The sequence below is a fragment of the uncultured Sulfitobacter sp. genome (genome assembly GCF_964021855.1).
Classification (GTDB): Bacteria; Pseudomonadota; Alphaproteobacteria; order Rhodobacterales; family Rhodobacteraceae; genus Sulfitobacter.
On sequence record NZ_CAXHZD010000006.1, the window covers coordinates 48,789 to 68,416 of the forward strand.

Here is a 19,628-nt window from a genome sequence, read left to right on the forward strand (position 1 = left end):
GATAATGAAAACCCTTACACTGACATCCGCACTGGTGATCGCGCTTGGCAATTCGGCTGCCTTGGCCGGAGAATTTGACTGCCTGATGGACCCGTCTCTTGTGGTCGAGATCGGGAGCGCCGAGGCCGGGATCATCGAGAGCGTTTCGGTGCAAAGGGGGGATTTGGTCACCCAAGGGCAGCTTGTCGCAAAGTTGGAATCTGGGGCTGAACAGGTCGCCTTGGATTACGCCCATGCGCGCGCAACCGACACGTCACCGCTGGAAATCGCGCAAAGCCGCATTGACCTGTTAGCCACCGAAGCACAGCGTGCCAAAGATCTGGGGGCCAAGAACCTAGTCCCGCAATCCATCGTCGATTCAGCCGTCAGCCAACATCAACAGGCGATCCTTGAACTGCGTCAGGCGGAATTTGAAAAACGGCTCGCTGCCTTGGATGAAACCCGCGTCGCCGCGCAACTGGCAAGACGTGACATTCATGCGCCCGTCGACGGGATTGTTATCACTCGCATGATTGGGCCCGGCGAATACGTATTTGCGCAAGCCCCGATTATCCAAATTGCCCGCATCGATCCGCTGCATATCGAGGTTTTTTTGCCCACTGAGCTTTTCAAAAACGTAAAGGTTGGCCAGATCGCCAAAGTCAAACCAGCAGCCCCCATCGGGGGAGAGTACGATGCCGAAGTGATTGTAATAGACCGCGTCTTTGACGCGGCAAGTGATACATTTGGCGTGCGTCTGAGATTGGACAACCCCGAGGGAAAACTGGTTGCGGGCATTGATTGCAAAATCGAGATCGGCGGATTGTAAACGCGAGGCTGACAGCGTCTCTTTATAGAGTTTTAAGGATCACGGTGAGACAGTTCGTTGTTTTCCCGCAAGGCTGCCATATTCGCCTTAAATTCTTGCGCCGGTATATTGTTTGGTAAAAACCTGAATGCAAGCAACTCCGTCCTGCTCCCACAGCAAGGTCCCCTGTACGATACCGTAATTCCCAGTCCGCACACAGGCTATCTGTTCTTTTGAAGCCGGTTTCGCATCGTGAGATGCCTTCCATAGATTCACATTTTGGTGGATCATCTTCTAAACTCCTGTTTCGCTCGGTCCATTGTTGCAGGATTTTCTAATAAATCTCGCATTCGGAAGGCTAATTTTTATATGCTTTCGGATAGGCCTGCCCACGGGTCGACCAACAATATTAGCAGTGAGTGTGTTCACTCCGGATGAATTTCCAGCGGTTCTGCATTGCTCAGCTATTATTACGCGAAAATATATTGCTTATATGAGCGTCGAATTCATTCCAGGTAATCACAGCGCGATTTCCAGCATTTCCATGATAATATGAGCGTCCGGTTGACGTCGGAAATCCTGCCCAGATGCGTGCGAGGTTTTCCATAAACTGGTGCCTGCTGATCTTACCTTTGAGGAAAGCACTAAATCCAGCGTCTTCAAGCAGGATATCCGCCAGGCGATCCTGAACCTGAGGTGTAAAGCGTGTATCGTGAGACAGGCCCAGCTCATGCACGAGGTTTCTCAATGTGAGGGGGATGAACTGGTATCGGCCAATTGCGTGCTGCTGGCGTGGTGTGTCATCAATCCATTGATAAATCTCACCTATCGTCATCTGGGTAGGTAATGCTGATGGTTTAACCTTTGCTCCGTATTGCACAGCATCATACCCATGGGGCCCTGCCTCAGCCAGGCCAATAAGACTTTTCAAATATGTAGCGGAGCTGGAGCCATCACTGTCAGGCGCTACAAATGAGCTTTCCTTCTTAGTGTTCTTGGCGGGAGTGACATTGAGATGAATACGGCTACTTGGCTGATTAGGCAGGAATGAGAATTCTAAGTTACCACTGTTTATCAGGTCGCTCGTCGCGAAAGAAGCGGTGTCAGCTTGAACCGTCTCCCCGACCAATAAAGCAAAGAGTGGTAAGGCGATAATTGCTTCTCTAAAATTCATCTTTTTGGTCTCCATTTACCCATGTTTGTTAAGGAGACCATGCCGCTTTCCGGCTATATTATCATGTGCGCAAACAGCCATTTTATGCTGCAAAAGTATAGGCATATCATCGCTTAGTATACGCCGGAGCCCCAATTGGATTGGTCAGGTGTCTATTCGATGTAGGGCGACGCCGTAGATACGCTTGCTGCGTGGCCCTTCTCGCTGACCTGTGCCACAGCGTCCTTTTTGAACTCATCCGTAAATCGAATTACCTTGTTCATATCCGTCTCTCCTTGGTTCCAAAATTACCAAGCAAAGCGTCTATCAATCTAGGGGCACCTCAGGGCAGAGAACTACAGGCAACGGAGGATGACTTATGTGCCGAGAAACTGATCCAACTGGTCCCAAAGGGAGTTGTCGAGTAATAAGTTGAATCGGAAATAGAAACCTTCCTGATACAGGTCAGCTGACCGAGCGGTCTTTCCTTTGGCCTTGTTGTACCCGATGGCCAGCATGGTGCCCTTGGTTGGGACAAACCCAAATTCGGCACCCAGCCCGTTGGTCGTGTTGCCAGCATCATCCCAAAGGTGCGCCGCGTTTATGCCTATCTGAAAGCGGTCATCAGCGAACTCGTAGTTCACCCCGGCCTGCAGCAATTGTGTTGTTGAAGCAGCCGAATTGCTGTCGCCGACGTGGGCTTTTTGGTGCTGACCCGCATATTTGCCATTCAGGCGTAGATCGGAACCTGCTTCGTAAGCAGCATCGGCGGACCAAAGATGGCTTTCAGTTGTACTGTATTTCTCCTCGAGGCGGTGCTCATACCAGGCGAGAACTTCCAGTCGCGGGTCTGATAGCGGGCGGTATGCTCCACCAAGCCGAGTACGCATTCGCCGTTGATTTTGTCCATTGCGTTGATCCAGTGCAATTCGGCTCCGACCTAGGACGGTAATTTCGGGTGTGATCTGACCGGCAAGGCCAAGGCTTGCATAATAGGTGTCGCCTGAGTTTTCGAACGTTGCATCGAAATCCGCATCGCCAACCCAGCCGCCATCGCCGGAGTCCCATTTCACCCCGACCGCGGTGCTTGTTAGCTCGCTCTCGTTGGTTTCCATCGAGCGCGAGTGTTCGATTCCAAGGCTAAGCGAAGTAGCTTTGTTCAGCTTGAAATCGGCGTCGACGGCTTGGGTCAGAACGGTATCTGTCTGCCACCCCCCATTGCTTAGTTCCGTCCGACCGCTAACCCATTCGTTCAGCGTGAAGGTAAAGCCATGCGTCGCGCGAGACATCACGTTTTTGTCGTCAAACCGCAGTTCGTACTCGCCATGGACACGCCAACCTGGCGCGGCTTCGCGGTACATGCCCAATGTTAGTTCTATTGGTGCATCGCCGGCACTCAATGGATGCCTAAGTTGCGCTTGTATCACGGTATTTGGGCGGTCTTTTGGCGTCCAATGTGTGCCAAGAACGAGTGACGTTTGGTTTTTGGAAGCACCCTGCAAACGGTCATAACGATACTCAAGCCCGATATCGCCACGCAGATATTTGCTAAGCTGCCGTGTGTATAGCGCTTCAACGGACACCCGATCAGTATTATTGATCCGGTCACGTACCAATTCGGCTCCGAGCTCGATATCGCTTAACCGGTCGATCTCGTACCCGTAGTTCAGCCGCGCCTGGGTTGTGCCAGAACGTGCCAGACTGCCGCGCGCCAGAAAGTTTGTTCCGGTGTGAACTGTCGTAAGACTTAGGCGCTGTCGTTCGGTTTGGATTTCGTATGATAGGCGGGCGGCACCGGCTATTTTGCCGTCAGGGTCTTCAGAACGTGCAACTTCCGCTTCCCAGATGGCACCGAACTTGTCTTCGTGACGAAGATAGCCAGACTGCAACCGTTCACGGGATGGGTTTCCGGTTGGCGCATCGGCATGGACAGCACGTGCACCGATGGTGGTACGCTCGCCCAAAGCATAGTTCACTTCGCCACCATATAGCCAATAGGTCTCGGACCCTGCCGTTTCCACCTCATATGTTACGCGGATCGAAACGAGATTGCCTTCCCGATCAAACTGACGGACGGGCGCGTTGAAAGTGATTGTATTGCGAAAAAAGTCGAGAATGTAATCCGTGCCGCGGCGCATAGAGGTTGAGGACAGAATATCGCCGCCCTGTTTGTCACGAACGAGTATTTCGACTCGTTCAGTCCCCTGAACATAGCTGCCTAGTTCCAGATCATATGGGCCTGAAACACCACGCCCTCGTATTTCTTGCACCTTCTGCTCTTGCGCAGTGCGCGCGCCAAATACCGTGACAGATACCTTGTCGTTTTCCCAGTGGGCCTTGGCTCCTGTCGCTACGCGGCGCATGCCGTCCAGTTTCAGCGCACTTGCTTCGGGTTCAGTGGCGATATCACCGTAAAGAATATAGGATCTACCCTTCTCGACCTTTACGAAGAGGTTACCCGATGATTGTGCGTCTTGGCCGCGTTCGGAGCTATCGCCATACACTGGGTAGTATTCATCGCCACGAACGTCGCGGAACAAACGATCTTCGGTATCACGATCCGAGCGGTAGCGCAGGGTCAACAATGCGTCTCCACGGATCGCACCTTTCAGATACATTTCGCCGCGCAGGCCCGTTGCTGTATCTTCAAACGAACTGAAGCGGTCTTTATCCAACAGCGTGCCGCTGTTTTGACCCAGCGATACTGCCCCTTCGATGACGCCGATTAGGACGCGTTCTTGAAGATCGGGAGTAAAGGTAACGGCGACTTCGGCGGTGCCAAAGCTGCCAGTCACAGTAATGAGGTCTTGCCCCGCAATCTGTGGGGGAATTATGCCGAAAGTCGCCTCGCCATTGTCGAGGTAGGCCTGAACACCGGGGGTGCCAGGGCGAATGTCGGTGACGTCCCAAAGAGCACGGCGGGCACTTAGTGTCACCGTACCTGAGGCAGGCACCGGTAATCCGCGGGCATCCAAAACACGCACAACAACAGGCACAATGGAAGCCGGCGAAGCAGCGGCCTTTTCGGGCATGATGATCTCGAACTTTGAGGGCTTACCGGGGGCGATCAGCTTGATTTCTTTGCGCATTCGTTCAATGCCGAAACCGTCTTTACCGATCAGGGTCAGGGTGTTTTCGCCCGCGTTCAACTTGACAGCAGTGAATTCCATCGCCTGAACATTGGTCTCTTCCCACTTGGTACGCTCCCCGATCCGGTCCGAGCCTAGCGCGCGCCCGTTAAGCAATAATGCTAAGGTTAAGTCAGCTTTCCCTTTGACGCGAATACTCTGTGTGCTGCGGACTACTGTTTGCTCGTTCTCAAGGTCAACAAAACCTAGCGTCGAATCTAGCGTTTTGATCATCGCATCAAGAGTTTGGCGGCGCGCCGGCACTTTGGCCTTGGCCGCAATATCTTTTATAGCTTCGTCTTCGTCGATTAGCATCTGCGACGTTAGCTGTGTGGTCGTTGCAATCCCTTGCTCACTACGGGATGACCGCACAGCTGCGCGTCGGCCACTCATAGGCAAATCGGCAGCTGTCAAAGAATTGGGCTGCTGTTTGGCCTCAAAATACGCCCGGCGCTTTGCAACCTCGGCCAAAGCATCCACTGTGCATTCTGCCAGAGCAAACTGTTCAGACCGCATCTCACCCTTGCGGAGCGGAACTAGGCGGGAACCGCGATGCTTCAAGTCGTTGGTGCGGGTCACGGTGACTTCAGTTCCGACCGGTAAAGTCTCTTCTTGAACAAGAAAAGCATGTGTTGCAGGACGCAACCCGTTGAGAGAGTATTTGCCATCAATATCAGTAACGACGGAAATACCTTCTTGGGTTACAATCCGCACACCCGGGACGCCAGGTTCAGAGGTGCCGCCGCGGATTCCGTCTGCGTTACAATCCATAAAGACAGACCCGATTACAGTGCCTTGACGGGAAAATACGCCACCGGAATTATCCAATCGTACCATAGTGCGTGCAACGGGTGACTGACGCGGTGTACCTGTACCAGCTTGGCGGCCAGATAGAACTGCAGTGTTTTCATTCCGACCTTCACGCGCTGCGGCGGTGAATTGCATGACGTAAGTCAGTTCATGCGATGTAAGCGGCTCCAGAAGGCCAAGGTCAAACAACATATCACCATTTTGGTCAGTTTCAGGCTCCGCGATAGGCAAGCCGTTCATGAAAACAGAACCAGCAACGAGAGTGACACCGAAGGGCGGATGATCGAGCAACTCCGTACCAACAAGACCTTGATGCATGTTGTTGGTAAAATTCAGCGTGTAGTTTACGAATTCGCCAGTGTTAACGGTTTCGCGGTCGGCGGTCTTTAGCAAGGACAGCGGTGCCCCATAGTGAGGATCAACGGGTATGTCCGAAACGGACATCATGCCCCCAGTATGGCTAAAAGAAGCGCCAAAGCCTGCCTGCATTACAGTTCGGCCCGTCCTGGAAAAGTCGGCACGGACCGAAGGAAATTCCCATGTTGGCGCATCGATAATTTCGTAGTGGTATTGTCCGGCTGACATATCTCCGAAGGTAAAGAAGCCACGCGGATCGGTATCGGTCATGGCTAGTTGACGACCCGACGTCGCATCAACCAGCGCGATTGATATTCCTTCCACGGGTGCATTTGTTATCGAGTTGAACAGAAAGTTGCCCGGGTTGACCAGCAGGTCATCCTTAAGTCGATTGTCGCCACATTGAGCTGTCGCGGCTAGAGTGTCGCCGCGGTAGGAGGCTATGACGCCGTCGCCAGATGTAACAACATTCATGTCGGCGATCGGGAGCGCGGCAGTTTGAAATATCCCGGTGTTGGGGCCAGTTTCTGTGGCAGCAATCATTTCGACGTCGCCAGTTTGGACGCTGCGGATCGTGACCGTGGTATAATCCACATCCGTTGATAAATTGCACTGACCCGAGGTCAGGCGCAGCCGTGTATCGCTGCCGAGAACACCAAACTCTTCATCTTCTCCAGATTGCGGATTTTCAAAGCGAAGCGCACCTGCGCCGGTATTAAGCCGGTCGAACACCGTCGTGTTCGAGTCAACAGCAGCGCTAAAACCATCAGCTTCGAGGAAAGCCGTGGCCGTGTTCACTACTTTGACGTCGCCTACAGCGGCTGGCAAACTAACCGAAAACGCTGGATCCGTAGCACGTCCGACAGGGTAATCCCCCTCAAGGAAAAAGCCGATGGCGTCGATCTCTTCGACCTGCTGTGGTTGGGTCGTTTGGTAAGTATGAACTGGTGTGCCAACCAGATGAAACATTGCTGTCATACCGCCGGTGTCCGTGATCGCGCGAAACACCGTATTGAGGGGGATCATGTCACGCACCAGAACGCCTGTACGGTCTGCGCCATCAATGTTCAAAACCTGGCCGGAAACTGTAGAATAGCTTGGTACGGGAAGCTCGGAATTATTGCGAACCCGCAGCGTGTAGTCGATGATCGTCGCCGTGTCAGTATCACGTAGCACTTGCGATTTTTCGATCTCAAGCGAACCGCTGATAATTTTTGCTTCGCCTTGCCCTGCGGCTTCAATGCCCAGTGGCACGGCGGCATTGTCCTGTGTTGCGGCCGTCACTAACAACATCGATTTCAATTGGTTGCCGGGTGTGGCGTTGGATGACACGCGGAACTCATAAATCAGTTGCATACGCTCGTCTGCGAGCAGCGAAATCGGGGCAGAAAGATCAAAGCGACGCTCTCGATCATCAATTAGTCCATCGGCGTTTAAATCCGCCATCAAAACACCGTCACCCATGAGCGAGGCACCAATTTGGTCTTCAGCTATCAACTGTGCATCTAGTGGGACGTTGCCGTTATTGTGAATTTCAAAGTAGTATTGTGCCAATGCGCCACGGGTTAAATACAAGTTGGAAAAGCCCGAGACTTCGATGCTTGGAATTGCAAGAACCGTAGCTTCGACAGGGTTTGAATAGACGGTTTCAACCATTCCAAGACTACTGTTGAAATACGACGTTTGCGCGATGTTCCGAATAAGGGTGCCACCGGGGGTCGGCGCTGCCATCGCGGTCTGAGAAAGAACAAGAAGGGCGACGAGCACAGTCTGGATAATAGTCACGGCACGTGGGCCTGCTGTCTGAAGAAAACTGCGCATCAGTCGGCTCCTTTCAAAATTCAAGTTTGGGGATTGGCGGCTGATGGTGACCCCGGCCGAGGGACGGGAGCCGGGGCCACGAAAGCCTGCTTAGTTGTTCACCTGAACGGTGAACTCCAAGCGGGCAGACCCACCGGGGAGGATCGAGCCATGGGTGCTCGATACGTTGGACGGCGTAACCGTCGCGGTGCTGCCGGCAGGAAAGAGGCTCTCTGAACAAAGGCCACCACAGTTGATGACGGTGGTATAGGCTGGGGCAGCATCAGAGATCGTCACGTTGGTTGCTGTCGAAGAACCGGTGTTTTCAGCTTCGACCATGTAGCGGATACACTGGCCAGGTTCGACTTCTTGACGAGTTTTGCTGAAGGTGCCGACGGTCCCATTACAATCTGCGTCAATGTACTGGTACTTGCTCAGTGTCATGTCGCCCGAAATGATTGTGATCCGGTCCTCAATTGCATTGTCGGCACCGTCAGCATCGGTCTGGGTTCCATTGTTCAACGTTGTATCCAAGCTGAGGGTGCCAATTTCGGTCACGCCTGCGGTCGCAGTCGATGGGGTCTGCACGCGGTAAATCAGCGAGATGCTGTCGCCCGGAGCAAGCCCGTTTACGCCAGCCGAAACACCATCTGTCAGGTCGTCAAAGTTGTCGACAACTGGCTCTGAAGGGTCAATTACGCCGTTGCCGTTTTGATCCCAGAAAATTGCGCCTGAAAAGTTGGTCAGACCAGTTTCTGTGATTGCCCCTTCGGTAATGGCAACGTTGCCTTCGTTGGTGACCGTGTGGGTCAACTCTACAATGCCACCAGGTGCAGCCTGCGCGTTTTGATCATCAATGATCCTAACGTCGTAAATTTCGTTGACGGCCACCTGATTGACGATACGGTCGCCCTGTCCTGAAACCGAGGAGACAAGTGCGATATCGACTAGCGTGTTACCTGGAAGCGCGTCCTCGGTAGGTGTCACGATGACTTGGAAGGTTGTGCTATCACCCGCCGGAATGGTGCCGGTGTTGGTTGCCACGCTGCCGTCGGCCGCGCGGAATTGGACTGTCCAGCCTGCAGGAAGCGGCTGCGCCAGCGACAAGTTGAAGCTGTCGGAGACCGGACCTTCGTTTTGAACCAGCATATCGAAGGTGACGGGCTGACCCGGGTCGGTTGGTTCGGTAATCCAAGCTGCACCGGCATTGGTCGGGGCCGCACCATCGCCTTCGACGCCAACTACTGCGTTTTCAAGATCGACCGAAGCTGCAAGAATAGCGCCTGTGAACTCGGCAGTAGACACATCCGAGACGCCAGAGCCATCCGAAGTGGTGGTAATTGTCGCAGTATAGTTTGTGGTGGTCGTGGGTGTCAGAGCAGTTGGCAAGGTCGCAACTAGGATTACTTTTGCGCTGTCGCCGATGGCCAGCGGGCCAACAGAGCCAACAATTGGGGTTACACCATCAGCACCGACAAAGCGAAAGGTCGTACCATCAGGGAAGTCGACGTTATCGACCTGCAAAGATAAGCTGTCCGCTTTATTGGACCGGTTAGTCAGGACGAATTCTTGCTTGATCACGCCACCTTGATAGACATCGCCGGATTCGGTGACGACGTCGTCGTTTGCCGCATCATCGTCGGTTGCTGAAGCGATTGCGGTGTTTGGGGAACCGTCTGCGTTGATGGCCGTGTCGGCGATGGAAATAGCGTATTTGTTGTCAACAACGATGGAAGCAGTGTTCGACGGTGGGAAGGCAGTGCCATCTACCTCCTGCGAGGCCACGTTGGTAATAGTCCCAGCATTGGCTGTGTCAGCGACAACCGCTTGGAAGGTTACGCTGCCTGACCGGCCTGAACCGACCGATGACAAGTTGAAGTTTATTGTTTGGGCATCGTCGTAGTCCCAAGCGATGGTTTCGCCCGATCCATTTGTGCCATCAGTCAATGTCGAAGCGTTGTCGTCATCAAGCGGAGCAGTTGCGTCTGACCAGCGTGCCGAACCCGGCACATAAGACAGATTGTTGTCCAAAACATCCTGTACCACATAGTTATTTGCGGCGGCGAGTCCGGTGCTCGAGTAAGTTAATGTGATCGTGACAGTGTCACCAGCATCGACGATGTTTGGATTGCCGGCCGAAGCTGCGTCAGCAACCATCGATTTGACCAATTCCACAATGGCATCGTTCGATATGGTCAGCGTGTCGGTGTTTGTGCTTAGCTCGGATCCGTCTAGCGCTGAAACCGCAGTAACGGTGATCGTGTCGGAACCAGCAGCATTTGATGGAACGGAGGCTTCGATTACAACGCCAAACTGTTCGCCTGGTGCCAAGACTGGGGTTTCCGTCAAAGGTGTCGCGCTGTCGGCAACGCCATCCATGTTAGCATCCGGGTAAAAAACCAACTGTGAGGTATTCAGTGTACCAGAATCGTCCTCAACGGCAGTCAGCAAGAAATTATCTGAACCGTTGCCTTCGTTGGTGATGATGTGTGGCAGGAAGGCTTTGCCACCTGGTGCGATGGTCTCGGTGTTATCAGAGGTCAATGTGACACCAGCCACCTGCTGAACGATTGTTTCGACTGTGTTGGAGGTGACGGTGATCGTATCACCGGCCGAGTTTGTATAGGTTGCCACGGCTTGGTTGCCGATGACCGAACCTGCTTCGGGGGTTGCGCCGAAAGCACCGGAGCCGAGGACGGAGCATAAGGCCGCCGCACTTGCTGAGCGCATAAAACGAGAATGATAGGCCACTTTTAAAGTTCCTTGATATGATTGATGTAAGAGTAAGGGGTAGGGGTGACTGATCAGTCGACCCGGACGCGGTAGGTGTTAAGGGCAGTTTCACCGGCCTTTAACGGTTCTGAGAATGTCCAGCGAACCGAGGCGATCTCAGTTTCGGGCAGGGGCTCTTTGTCCAGGGTGCCATCAGCGTTAGCGACCAAACGCATCGCGGGCAGTGTGGACCACTCAAGACCTTCTTGCTCTGGATCGAGTTCAGCTTGGACTTCGAATACCGCTGCGATCGAGGCGGTTTCGCCGCCCAGCGTGAGCGACACGCCCTCGGGCACAGGAGCCGCGATCACGATGCCTGCCATTGCGTCGGCAGAAGTATTTTCGTGCCGCAGCTGGTATTGGATAATTTCACCCGGCCGGACACTGGTGCGCTCGACAAGTTTTTGCTGACCGTCGTCGTTCGTTTCAACTACGAGGAAGGAGAAGCTACTAGATAGGGCTTCTGCGGCGGCTGGAAGAACCATCATCGACAGGGCCATTCCGGTGACGATCGCTCTTGGTATATTGGGGAGATAAATATGCATTTGGGTTTCCCATTCAGGCCAAATCGAAATCCGGCTGTTACAATCAACGGACCCACAAAGAGCGCCGTAGTTGTTATATTTCCGGAACGGGATTCAAATGCATCTGAGCAAAAAGGTAGAAACAAGCACCTTTAGATTTCGAGCTATACTTTCGAATATGGATGACCACCAAACGTGCCAACTTTCGTGGGTTTATGTTTGAAATTGCGCTCGGTTGGAAAATTTTCGGGTGTTCAACACATCAGAAACAAACAAATTTCGACGCCAGCATGATGGAGTTTTGAAGCCATTATCCATCAGTTTTGACTTTTGAAATTCTGAAGCGATTGAGTGCGTGTTCGTCCAAATTTAAATTTGGGAGCAGTGAACGAAGTGGTGTGGTATGCCGGGGTGTGAGCCTTATCCACCTATTGATCCTGCCGGTGTGCGGGCAATGGTTGAACTTGGCCCTTCCACATTCGCAGGAGATCGCGATCTCCTGCGTGGTGATGCTGATGCTACTTTATGGGCGGCAAATAAAAATGCCCGCCAGCAGCCATCAATGTCGTTCAGATAAATCCGGCGCTTCGAGCAATCATTGCGGCATCCGTGCGGTTTCTTGCATCCAGTTTTTTGCACAATGTCTTAACATGCAATTTGATGGTCACTTCTTGAAGGTCTAGCTCACGGGCAATTTCCTTATTGGATCTTGCGTTCATCAAACCTCGTAGAACTTGCCTTTCACGTTCCGAAAGCGCTTTTTCAAAATCGGTCTCTTCAGGGTCGTCCTTGCCTGACATGAAATTAACCGGCGCGTAGATTTCTCCGGCAACCATGAAACGTACAGCATTGACCAATGATTTCGCCGGAAGCGTCTTCGGCAGGAAACCAATCGCTCCCATAGCTAGCGCCTGCTCGGCGATCAGACGTGTCGCTGTGCCGGAAATAAGCCCGACAGGTTTTCCGTCATTAGCATCCAGCACCGTCTGTAGACCGTCCAGCCCGTTCATTCCGGGCATGGTGTAGTCAAGTAGAACGAGATCAAACGGGCCTTCTGATTTAACTTTTGCAAGGGCTTCTTGCAGATTTGATGCGGCGGTTGTTTCAGACGTGCCATCTGCATCAAGAAACATGGCGATAGTCTCACGAACCATGTCGTGATCATCGGCGATCAGAATTTTCATAGTGAAAAAAAGCCCTCCTCCTAGCCACCACCAGTTAAATCACGAACACCTATACTGCAAAACGTCCGTCAATAACACAGGGTATTGTTCGTTGAAGCAAACCGTTCCCATGGTTTGGTAGACCAACAAATAAGTGTCTAGGATACACAAAAGTGGTTTGGGGCTAAATAGTCAATGCCGCTTTGGTGTTGAGTTGCAACGCGCCGTTTGACATGATGAAGTGGCTTTAGAGACCGTTTATACCGAAACCGCCAACCAACAAATAGGTACTGAAACAATAGAAGACGCTGAGATTTCCAATAACTCCGTTCTGCACGGCCCCAAGTACTCAGACCTGCTTGAATTGCTTGGCCACGATAGGCTGTCGGAACGGGTTGTGGCGCTAATTCAACGTATTGAGGCAGATTTGCCTGCACTGTTAGCGGCATCGACGGTTTCGGATCTACAGACGCGGGCGCATGCCATGGCGGGACTGTGCGGTATATTCGGCATAGATCGCCTGTACGCTTTGCTTGGCGAAGTTGAATCCGCCTGCAAGGATGACGATTGGCTAAAAGCGCAAGATATTGTCGAGCTTCTTCCGAGAATTTGGCAGCAGACCCGCACTGCTTTGCGTCAGAAAATTGCTGGCCCAGCGTAGGGCCACTTCCAGCAGCTGGCCTTCGGCCCTGATAAACGGCGCACTCTGCAGATTAGCTGCACTCCTTGCCCTGCGGCGCACGTATGGGAACTATGCTTCAGGATAGTCAAATTATACACAAGTACGGGCGCGCGCTTGTTCAGGGTAAGCTATCATTAATGCACGCCCTCCGCGACTGAGTGTCAGACGCAAGAGAACGGAACATACCGACCTAGCGCTACGGCCACGGGTCAAAGCGCCGATTGAAAGGGTCTCGTGAGACTTGAGACCTGTCTTTATCTTGCAACCTGACATGCCGCTCCCCATGCCCCCCAGGGGGGCGGCATTTTCTTTTGTAAAAATACTCTTGTCGTATTCGCCTCCGCTGGGGGTCCGACATCGGCGAATGATCGATCCCACGCAAATTCTTGAATTTTCTACCCCAAAGCATAGCCAGCTATGCGCCTTGGTATGGGAGTTGGCCGTCTGATCCTTAGCCTTAAACCCTGCAAGCTGCGACATAGGGCAACATAAGAGGATCATGGCAAAATTTCGTAGCGGGGGCCTCATGCGCGAGCCCTAAGTTCGCCGAATGCCGTGATCCGCAAGTACTGAATGTATGTCAAACTTAAGGTGGATGAAGTGTTTAAGGCCGTGACTAACCGATTTATGAACGTACTGTTTAGCAGCACAGCTGCTATTACAGCACTGTCGGCACCAGTGTTCGCTGAAACCTGTTCTGTGTCTCCTGACTTTGTCAACTGGGTTACATCTGGCACAGTACAGGGTCAAAACATAAACCAATCGGCCAGCCTGCAGTGGGGCTCAGCCTCTACTGACATTTCCATTTCCGGGCCGTTGTTTATTTTCGGGTCCGAGACATCAGTTACCCGCATTTCTGAATATGCTGATTCACGTGGTACATATTCGGTAACGTTCAATTCGCCTGTTGTGCATGACCTCAACATCTTTTTGGGTAGTGTCGGGCGGAACGGTTTGCAGCCTCTTGAGTCCGGTATCATTGGCGATTTCAATATGCAGCTTTCCGGGGGCGGAACTGCCAGCAACTTGTTTGGGTCGGTCACGCCGCTCGACAATCAGGGGTATTTCCAGACTTTCGGGTCTGACACAGAAGGCATCGCGCCCACGGCGTTGACAGGGAACGGTGCCGACGGATTGCCGTTGGATGGCCGGTTCTGGGTGCATGACCCGAATCTTGCTGTCGGCGACCCAAGCAATGGTGGCGAAGATCAGGCCTATGGTATGATCGATCTCGCATATTCTACCCCAACTGCGGTATCTGGAAGCTCCGATACAATTTCACAACTGACCATGCGACAGGTGGGAACCGGCGTTGGGCCTACTGTAACCTTGGGGGTGCAGGCGCGCTTGCGGACATGCATCAACGCATCAGATGATGACTTTTCGGCCACCCCAATTGATAGCGCTTCCGGAGGTACCACTGGTAGCGTTCTGACAGGTGACGCGCTGAACGGTGGTGCCGTGGATACAACTCCGATACTTGGTAACGTTGACCTAGCAGTGATTTCCGTACCAACGCCTACGGCGGGCGCAATTACTCTTGCGCCTGATACAGGCGACATCACAGTCGCGGCGGGCACGACGCCCGGTACATACTTTGTTGAATACAGCCTGACTGATCGACCAGCGGACGGGGCCCCGGCAAATACCGATACCGCAACAGCAACTGTTGTTGTGACGGGGGAGCCACCAGTGGCGGAACCGCTCGTATGCACACCTGTGTCGGTTTTTGACCAGCCGAGCACTCAGCTGGCCGGATCAGGATCGGCGACGTCATTGACACCGTCCGATATATTTCTGTTCGAAGATGTCACAACCGATATAACTGGCGCGCCTATTGACGTGGTGTTTCAGTTAGAGAGTGTCTCCAATGCGACCGCTATCGCGCTCTCTACACAGATTGAGGCGCGGATGACGCCGACCGACAACGGGTATCTGACTTACCGCTTACGGTTGGTAGAAGACGGCACCGCAACAACCACAAATCCGCAGGGGGTAGCCATTGACCAGCGTAGGATCAAGGGAGTTGTGGTACAGCAGGTTGATGTCGACAGCAGGGGGACTGCGGACGATTCCTCGGATGTTGTAGGTCCGGTGGATCCAGTCAACGACATCTCATATTTCAACACAGCGCCTTTGTCTGGTTTCCCCGCGGCGGGCACTGTCATTGCGATGGACCCGGCCAAAGTCGGTGACCCGAACAACTGGCTAGACGAACCGAACGAAACGAATTTTGACAACTACGTAACATATGATTTCGACACCTTTGTCGAGGCGCGTTTCATCCATGGCTATACTGGATCGTCGACGCGAGCTGCTACGCGGGGATCCGCGATTCTTCTTTGTGCCAACGCAGAAGGCTCGGCCAATGTGGTCGCCGAGGACGACGACTATACCTCTACCCCAGTTAACGCCCTTTTCGGGGGCAGTGCGGGTGAAGTGCTTACGAATGATACCTTCGAAGGCCTGCCAGCCCTATTGCCCGGTGTTACACTCGAGGTTTTGACAGAGGCTGTTCCTGCAAATGCAGGTGATCCTGTTCCATATCTGGTCACCAGCGGCGTTGATGCAGGGCGTGTTGTCGTGCCAACAGGCGTACCCGCCGGAGTTTATACAATCGACTATATATTGTGTGATGGGGTCAATACGACCGATTGTGACAGCGCACGTGTTACACTAGCGGTGTTCGAAGGCGCTGGATTGGATTTCGGCGACGCGCCACTCAGCTATCTTGTTCCGTCACATACAATCCCCTCGACACCGACAGTTTATCTTGGTTCGGTTGCACCCGATCCCGAGTTGATCGCACAGTCTGATGCTACTGCTACGGCGGACGACCTTACTGCAACAGATGATGAAGACGGTGTCACTTTCCCGGTCCTTACTCAGGGCGTTGTCAGCACTCTAGACGTTGAAGTTACCGGCAGCGGTTATCTTCAGGCCTGGCTAGATTTTAATGGTGACGGTATTTTCGAAGCCCCGCTTGGAGAAAATATCGCAACCAATTTGCGTGACGACGGCACTGTATTTGACGATATCGCGGGCGATGGGGTGATACAGGTAGATGTCTCGGTACCCGCTGAAGCTACTACAACGCTAACATTTGCTCGTTTTCGTTACGGAAGCGAACCGGATCTTGGCATTACAAGCTTAGCTCTTGATGGTGAGGTCGAAGATTATTCCCTTGTCATCACCGCTGCCGACCTTGTTGACCGTGGCGATGCGCCCGCCAGCTACGGCGACCCGCGCCATGTTGTGGTACCAGAAATTTATCTTGGTGCGGCACTTCCCGATACCGAAGTCACAACACAACATAGTATCGGGGCTGACGGCGATGACCTTGGCGATCAGGATGACGAAGACGCTGTTGCAGGTTTTCCCACGCTCGTTGCGGGCACAACCATTCCCCTGACTGTCCGAACTCACGAGACTTTGAGCGTACAGTACGACCTTGGATTGCCAGTGCTAGTACCTGGCGTCACCAACCTACAAATCTGGATCGACTTTGATCAGAATGGCGTGTTTGATACTTCTGAACAAGTGGCCGTCAATTATCGTGATGGTGGAACCGGCGACACCGACGGCATCTTTAACAACCAGATTACCTTAAATATCCCTGTACCAGCCGATATAGGAAACGGCAGCACTTATGCCCGCTTGCGCTGGTCTACCAGCAGTGCTGTCACCTCCGATCCGTTCGACGGCGTAAATCTGGATGGTGAGGTAGAGGATTATTTTGTGACGCTGTCTAACCCGAACGGACCGCTGACGTGTTCATCAGACTTTTTCATGATCGCGACCGAAACCGGAACGAATTTACCGTCTATGGAGAAGCTTTCTATCAGTGAAAGTGGCGGCACCTATACCCTTAGCCAAACGGGTTTGCCGCCTGACTATACCGGGAACTACCTTGTCACAGGCTGGGGTTATAACGAGTTGGACGGCTATATCTACGGTGTCGGTCAATCGCCCCGCAACCTATATCGGATCAGCGCATCCGGAGCAGTTAGGGCGGTCGCTGACATTTCAGGCCTGAGTCTTGAATCCCCAGATGCCACATCAGACATACTGCCCAACGGAATCTTGGTCTACAAGTCTGGCACTGACAATGGTCGCTATCAGCTGCTCGACATAACCGATCCGGCCAATCCAGTGGCGCTTGGCGTGCTCAATGCTGGTGCAGGCGCGCCGTATGGTCGGGACATAGCCTATAACCCCCGCGATGGACTGATGTATTTCTTTGATCCGTCCCTAAATCTCTATTCGATGGATCCCAAAAACGGGGTGCCCGGATCAACAACGGTCAACCTAGTGAGTAATGTGCCGCTGCCGTCGGGGAAATTCTCGATGGATATTGATTCAGTTTGGTTCGACGGCAGCGGTTTTATGTATGCCTTTGACAACCAGTCCCGGCAGGTATTCGCGATCGAAGTTGGTGCCGAGGGTAACCGCCCCGCAAGCTATCAGTTTATCGAAGTGCAAGGCAGCGTCGACAATATCACTTACCAAGGCAACGATGGTGCCTCCTGTCGCGCGCCGGGTCCATTCGTGTCGAGCATCTTTCAAGAAGGCGCTATCTCAGGCACGCTATATTATGATGAAAATGCCTCTGGTCTACGCGATGTTTCAGAACCTCCTGCGCCTGCGGGTATTACAGTCACCGTGTATGACGACAATGGAACGCCCGACGATCCGGGCGATGACAACTTGTCCTTCACGACAGAAACAGCCGCTGACGGCAGCTATGCATTCACTTCGATAAACTCCACTTTAACCTATCGGATCGAAGTCGATGTGAACGACCCCGAAATCCCTGCAGGCCGTAGTTTGTCTACCCCCAACCCATTGACTGGCGTTTCTGTTACAACCGGAGGCGAGACGACCGACCAGGATTTCGGTTTCGTAACCGCGCCTGAGGCCGCCGATCTGTCGTTAACCAAAAGCGTGGTCCGTACGTCGGACCGTCAAACGGCAACACAGGCAGTCGCTGGTGAGGAATTGGAGTTTATCCTGACGGTTACTAACGACGGGCCGGGGGCAGCTACTGGTGTTCGCGTCCAAGACTTGCTGCCCGATGGTTTTGCATACGCTTCTGATACTGCGAGCGCGCAGGGTGACAGCTATGACGTCGGCACAGGAATTTGGGAGCTCGGCAATGTGCCCTCGGGTAGTAGCCACGTTCTGAACATTATCGTTACAATGCTGGACCGCGGACAACACACCAATACCGCCGAGATCATTGCCAGCTCTCTGCCCGATCCGGACAGTGATCCGACCGTTGGTGCGCTCGTCGATGACTTGGGCGACGGTTTGGCGGATGATGACGAGGCCAGCGTGACTGTGACCTTTACAGGTACAGGGGCGACACTCTCAGGTGTAGTATTCTTGGATAACGGAGCTGGCGGGAGCAGTGCTTTCGATGCCCAGCAATCAGGTGACGAACCCATTTCAGATAAAGCCATGATCGAGGTTTTGGACAGCGCAGGGGTATTGCTTAGCACGTCTGCGGTAGCTGCCGACGGTACTTGGACGCTGACGCTTCCCAATGACTACGCCGATGAAATTACCCTTTCCGTACTGCCTGAAAATGGCCTGCGTACCGTGTCAGAAGCCACATCGTCTCTGCCCGGCTTAACAAACTCTAACGCACGCGACGGGTCGTTTTCCTTTACGCCGGTCGCAGGCACATCCTATGAAGAATTGAACTTTGGCCTTATCGAAGAAGCTAGGTTGAACCTTGATCAGCAAACGGCAATCCAACCTAGTCAGGTCGTTTCCTTGCGCCATGAATATGTGGCGCATGCGACAGGTACAGTGACTTTTGACGTTGAAGCTTTAGCGAGTGCAAGTGCCGCGGCTTTCTCAAGCGGGCTATTTCTGGATGGGGACTGCGACGGTGATGCCGATACCCCCATCACTGATCCTATTGCCATTCAGGCTAACACGACCCTCTGCGTGATCGTGCGGGTCTCGGCATCTTCAGCGGTCGCCCCATCTTCATCGTATAGTTTTGATCTCATTAGCCAGACAGTCTATGGTATTTCGGGCCTGACTGAAGAAGACCGAAACACCGATCGCGTGGTGGTTGCATCATCGCAAGGCGCTTTAAAGCTCACAAAAACAGTACGTAATATCAGCCAAGGTACAGCCGAAGGGATTTCCAATAATGCGGCTGCCGGCGACGTGTTGGAATATCGAATTTATCTTGAAAATATTGGAGAACTCCCGTCAGCCGATATTGTTATTTATGACAGGACACCGCCTTACACGGTTCTTTCGGAAGGGGTCCCAAGTCCCATCATGCTTGGTAATGACGTCACCTGTAGCAGCACCGCACCCGGGTCAGACAGCTCCGGTTATCAAGGTACTCTTCGGTGGGATTGCACCGGGCTTTACGAACCGGGACAAAGCGCATTCGTGACATTCCAAGTTAAGATCGCTCCTTGATTGGC

8 protein-coding genes are annotated in these 19,628 nt (G+C 53.1%); 3 read left to right on the plus strand and 5 right to left on the minus strand.

Going from position 1 to position 19,628, the window contains the following annotated elements:
• Nucleotides 1–4 precede the first annotated feature (4 nt).
• On the plus strand, nucleotides 5–808 hold the full coding sequence (locus AADJ11_RS17025) for an efflux RND transporter periplasmic adaptor subunit (RefSeq protein WP_341235633.1): 804 nt from the start codon (nucleotides 5–7) through the stop codon (nucleotides 806–808).
• A 439-nt stretch (nucleotides 809–1,247) separates the two neighbouring features.
• On the opposite strand, the gene AADJ11_RS17030 is transcribed toward AADJ11_RS17025, so the two are convergent.
• The 5 genes from AADJ11_RS17030 to AADJ11_RS17050 all read right to left on the minus strand — a co-directional run bounded on the left by AADJ11_RS17030 (nucleotide 1,248) and on the right by AADJ11_RS17050 (nucleotide 12,515).
• The gene (locus AADJ11_RS17030) at nucleotides 1,248–1,976 is read right to left on the minus strand and encodes a hypothetical protein (RefSeq protein ID WP_341235634.1); all 729 of its coding nucleotides are present in this window, start codon (nucleotides 1,974–1,976) and stop codon (nucleotides 1,248–1,250) included.
• Nucleotides 1,977–2,317: 341 nt separating this feature from the next.
• Entirely contained in the window at nucleotides 2,318–8,056 is a 5,739-nt protein-coding gene (locus tag AADJ11_RS17035) for a hypothetical protein (protein WP_341235635.1), read from the minus strand.
• A gap of 90 nt (nucleotides 8,057–8,146) precedes the next feature.
• Nucleotides 8,147–10,786 carry an NEW3 domain-containing protein gene (locus AADJ11_RS17040; RefSeq protein WP_341235636.1) on the minus strand — a complete coding sequence of 880 codons (2,640 nt, stop codon included), beginning with the start codon at nucleotides 10,784–10,786 and terminating at the stop codon, nucleotides 8,147–8,149.
• 53 nt (nucleotides 10,787–10,839) lie between these two features.
• Complete coding sequence (locus AADJ11_RS17045; RefSeq protein ID WP_341235637.1) at nucleotides 10,840–11,352, minus strand: hypothetical protein; 513 nt, start codon at nucleotides 11,350–11,352, stop codon at nucleotides 10,840–10,842.
• Nucleotides 11,353–11,900: 548 nt separating this feature from the next.
• Nucleotides 11,901–12,515: a response regulator transcription factor gene (locus tag AADJ11_RS17050; RefSeq protein ID WP_341235638.1), complete on the minus strand. Its 615-nt coding sequence runs from the start codon at nucleotides 12,513–12,515 to the stop codon at nucleotides 11,901–11,903.
• Nucleotides 12,516–12,735: 220 nt separating this feature from the next.
• Here AADJ11_RS17050 and AADJ11_RS17055 point away from each other — a divergent pair, with 220 nt between their 5' ends.
• The gene (locus AADJ11_RS17055) at nucleotides 12,736–13,155 is read left to right on the plus strand and encodes an Hpt domain-containing protein (protein ID WP_341235639.1); all 420 of its coding nucleotides are present in this window, start codon (nucleotides 12,736–12,738) and stop codon (nucleotides 13,153–13,155) included.
• A 594-nt stretch (nucleotides 13,156–13,749) separates the two neighbouring features.
• Complete coding sequence (locus AADJ11_RS17060; RefSeq protein ID WP_341235640.1) at nucleotides 13,750–19,623, plus strand: GEVED domain-containing protein; 5,874 nt, start codon at nucleotides 13,750–13,752, stop codon at nucleotides 19,621–19,623.
• Nucleotides 19,624–19,628 lie beyond the last annotated feature (5 nt).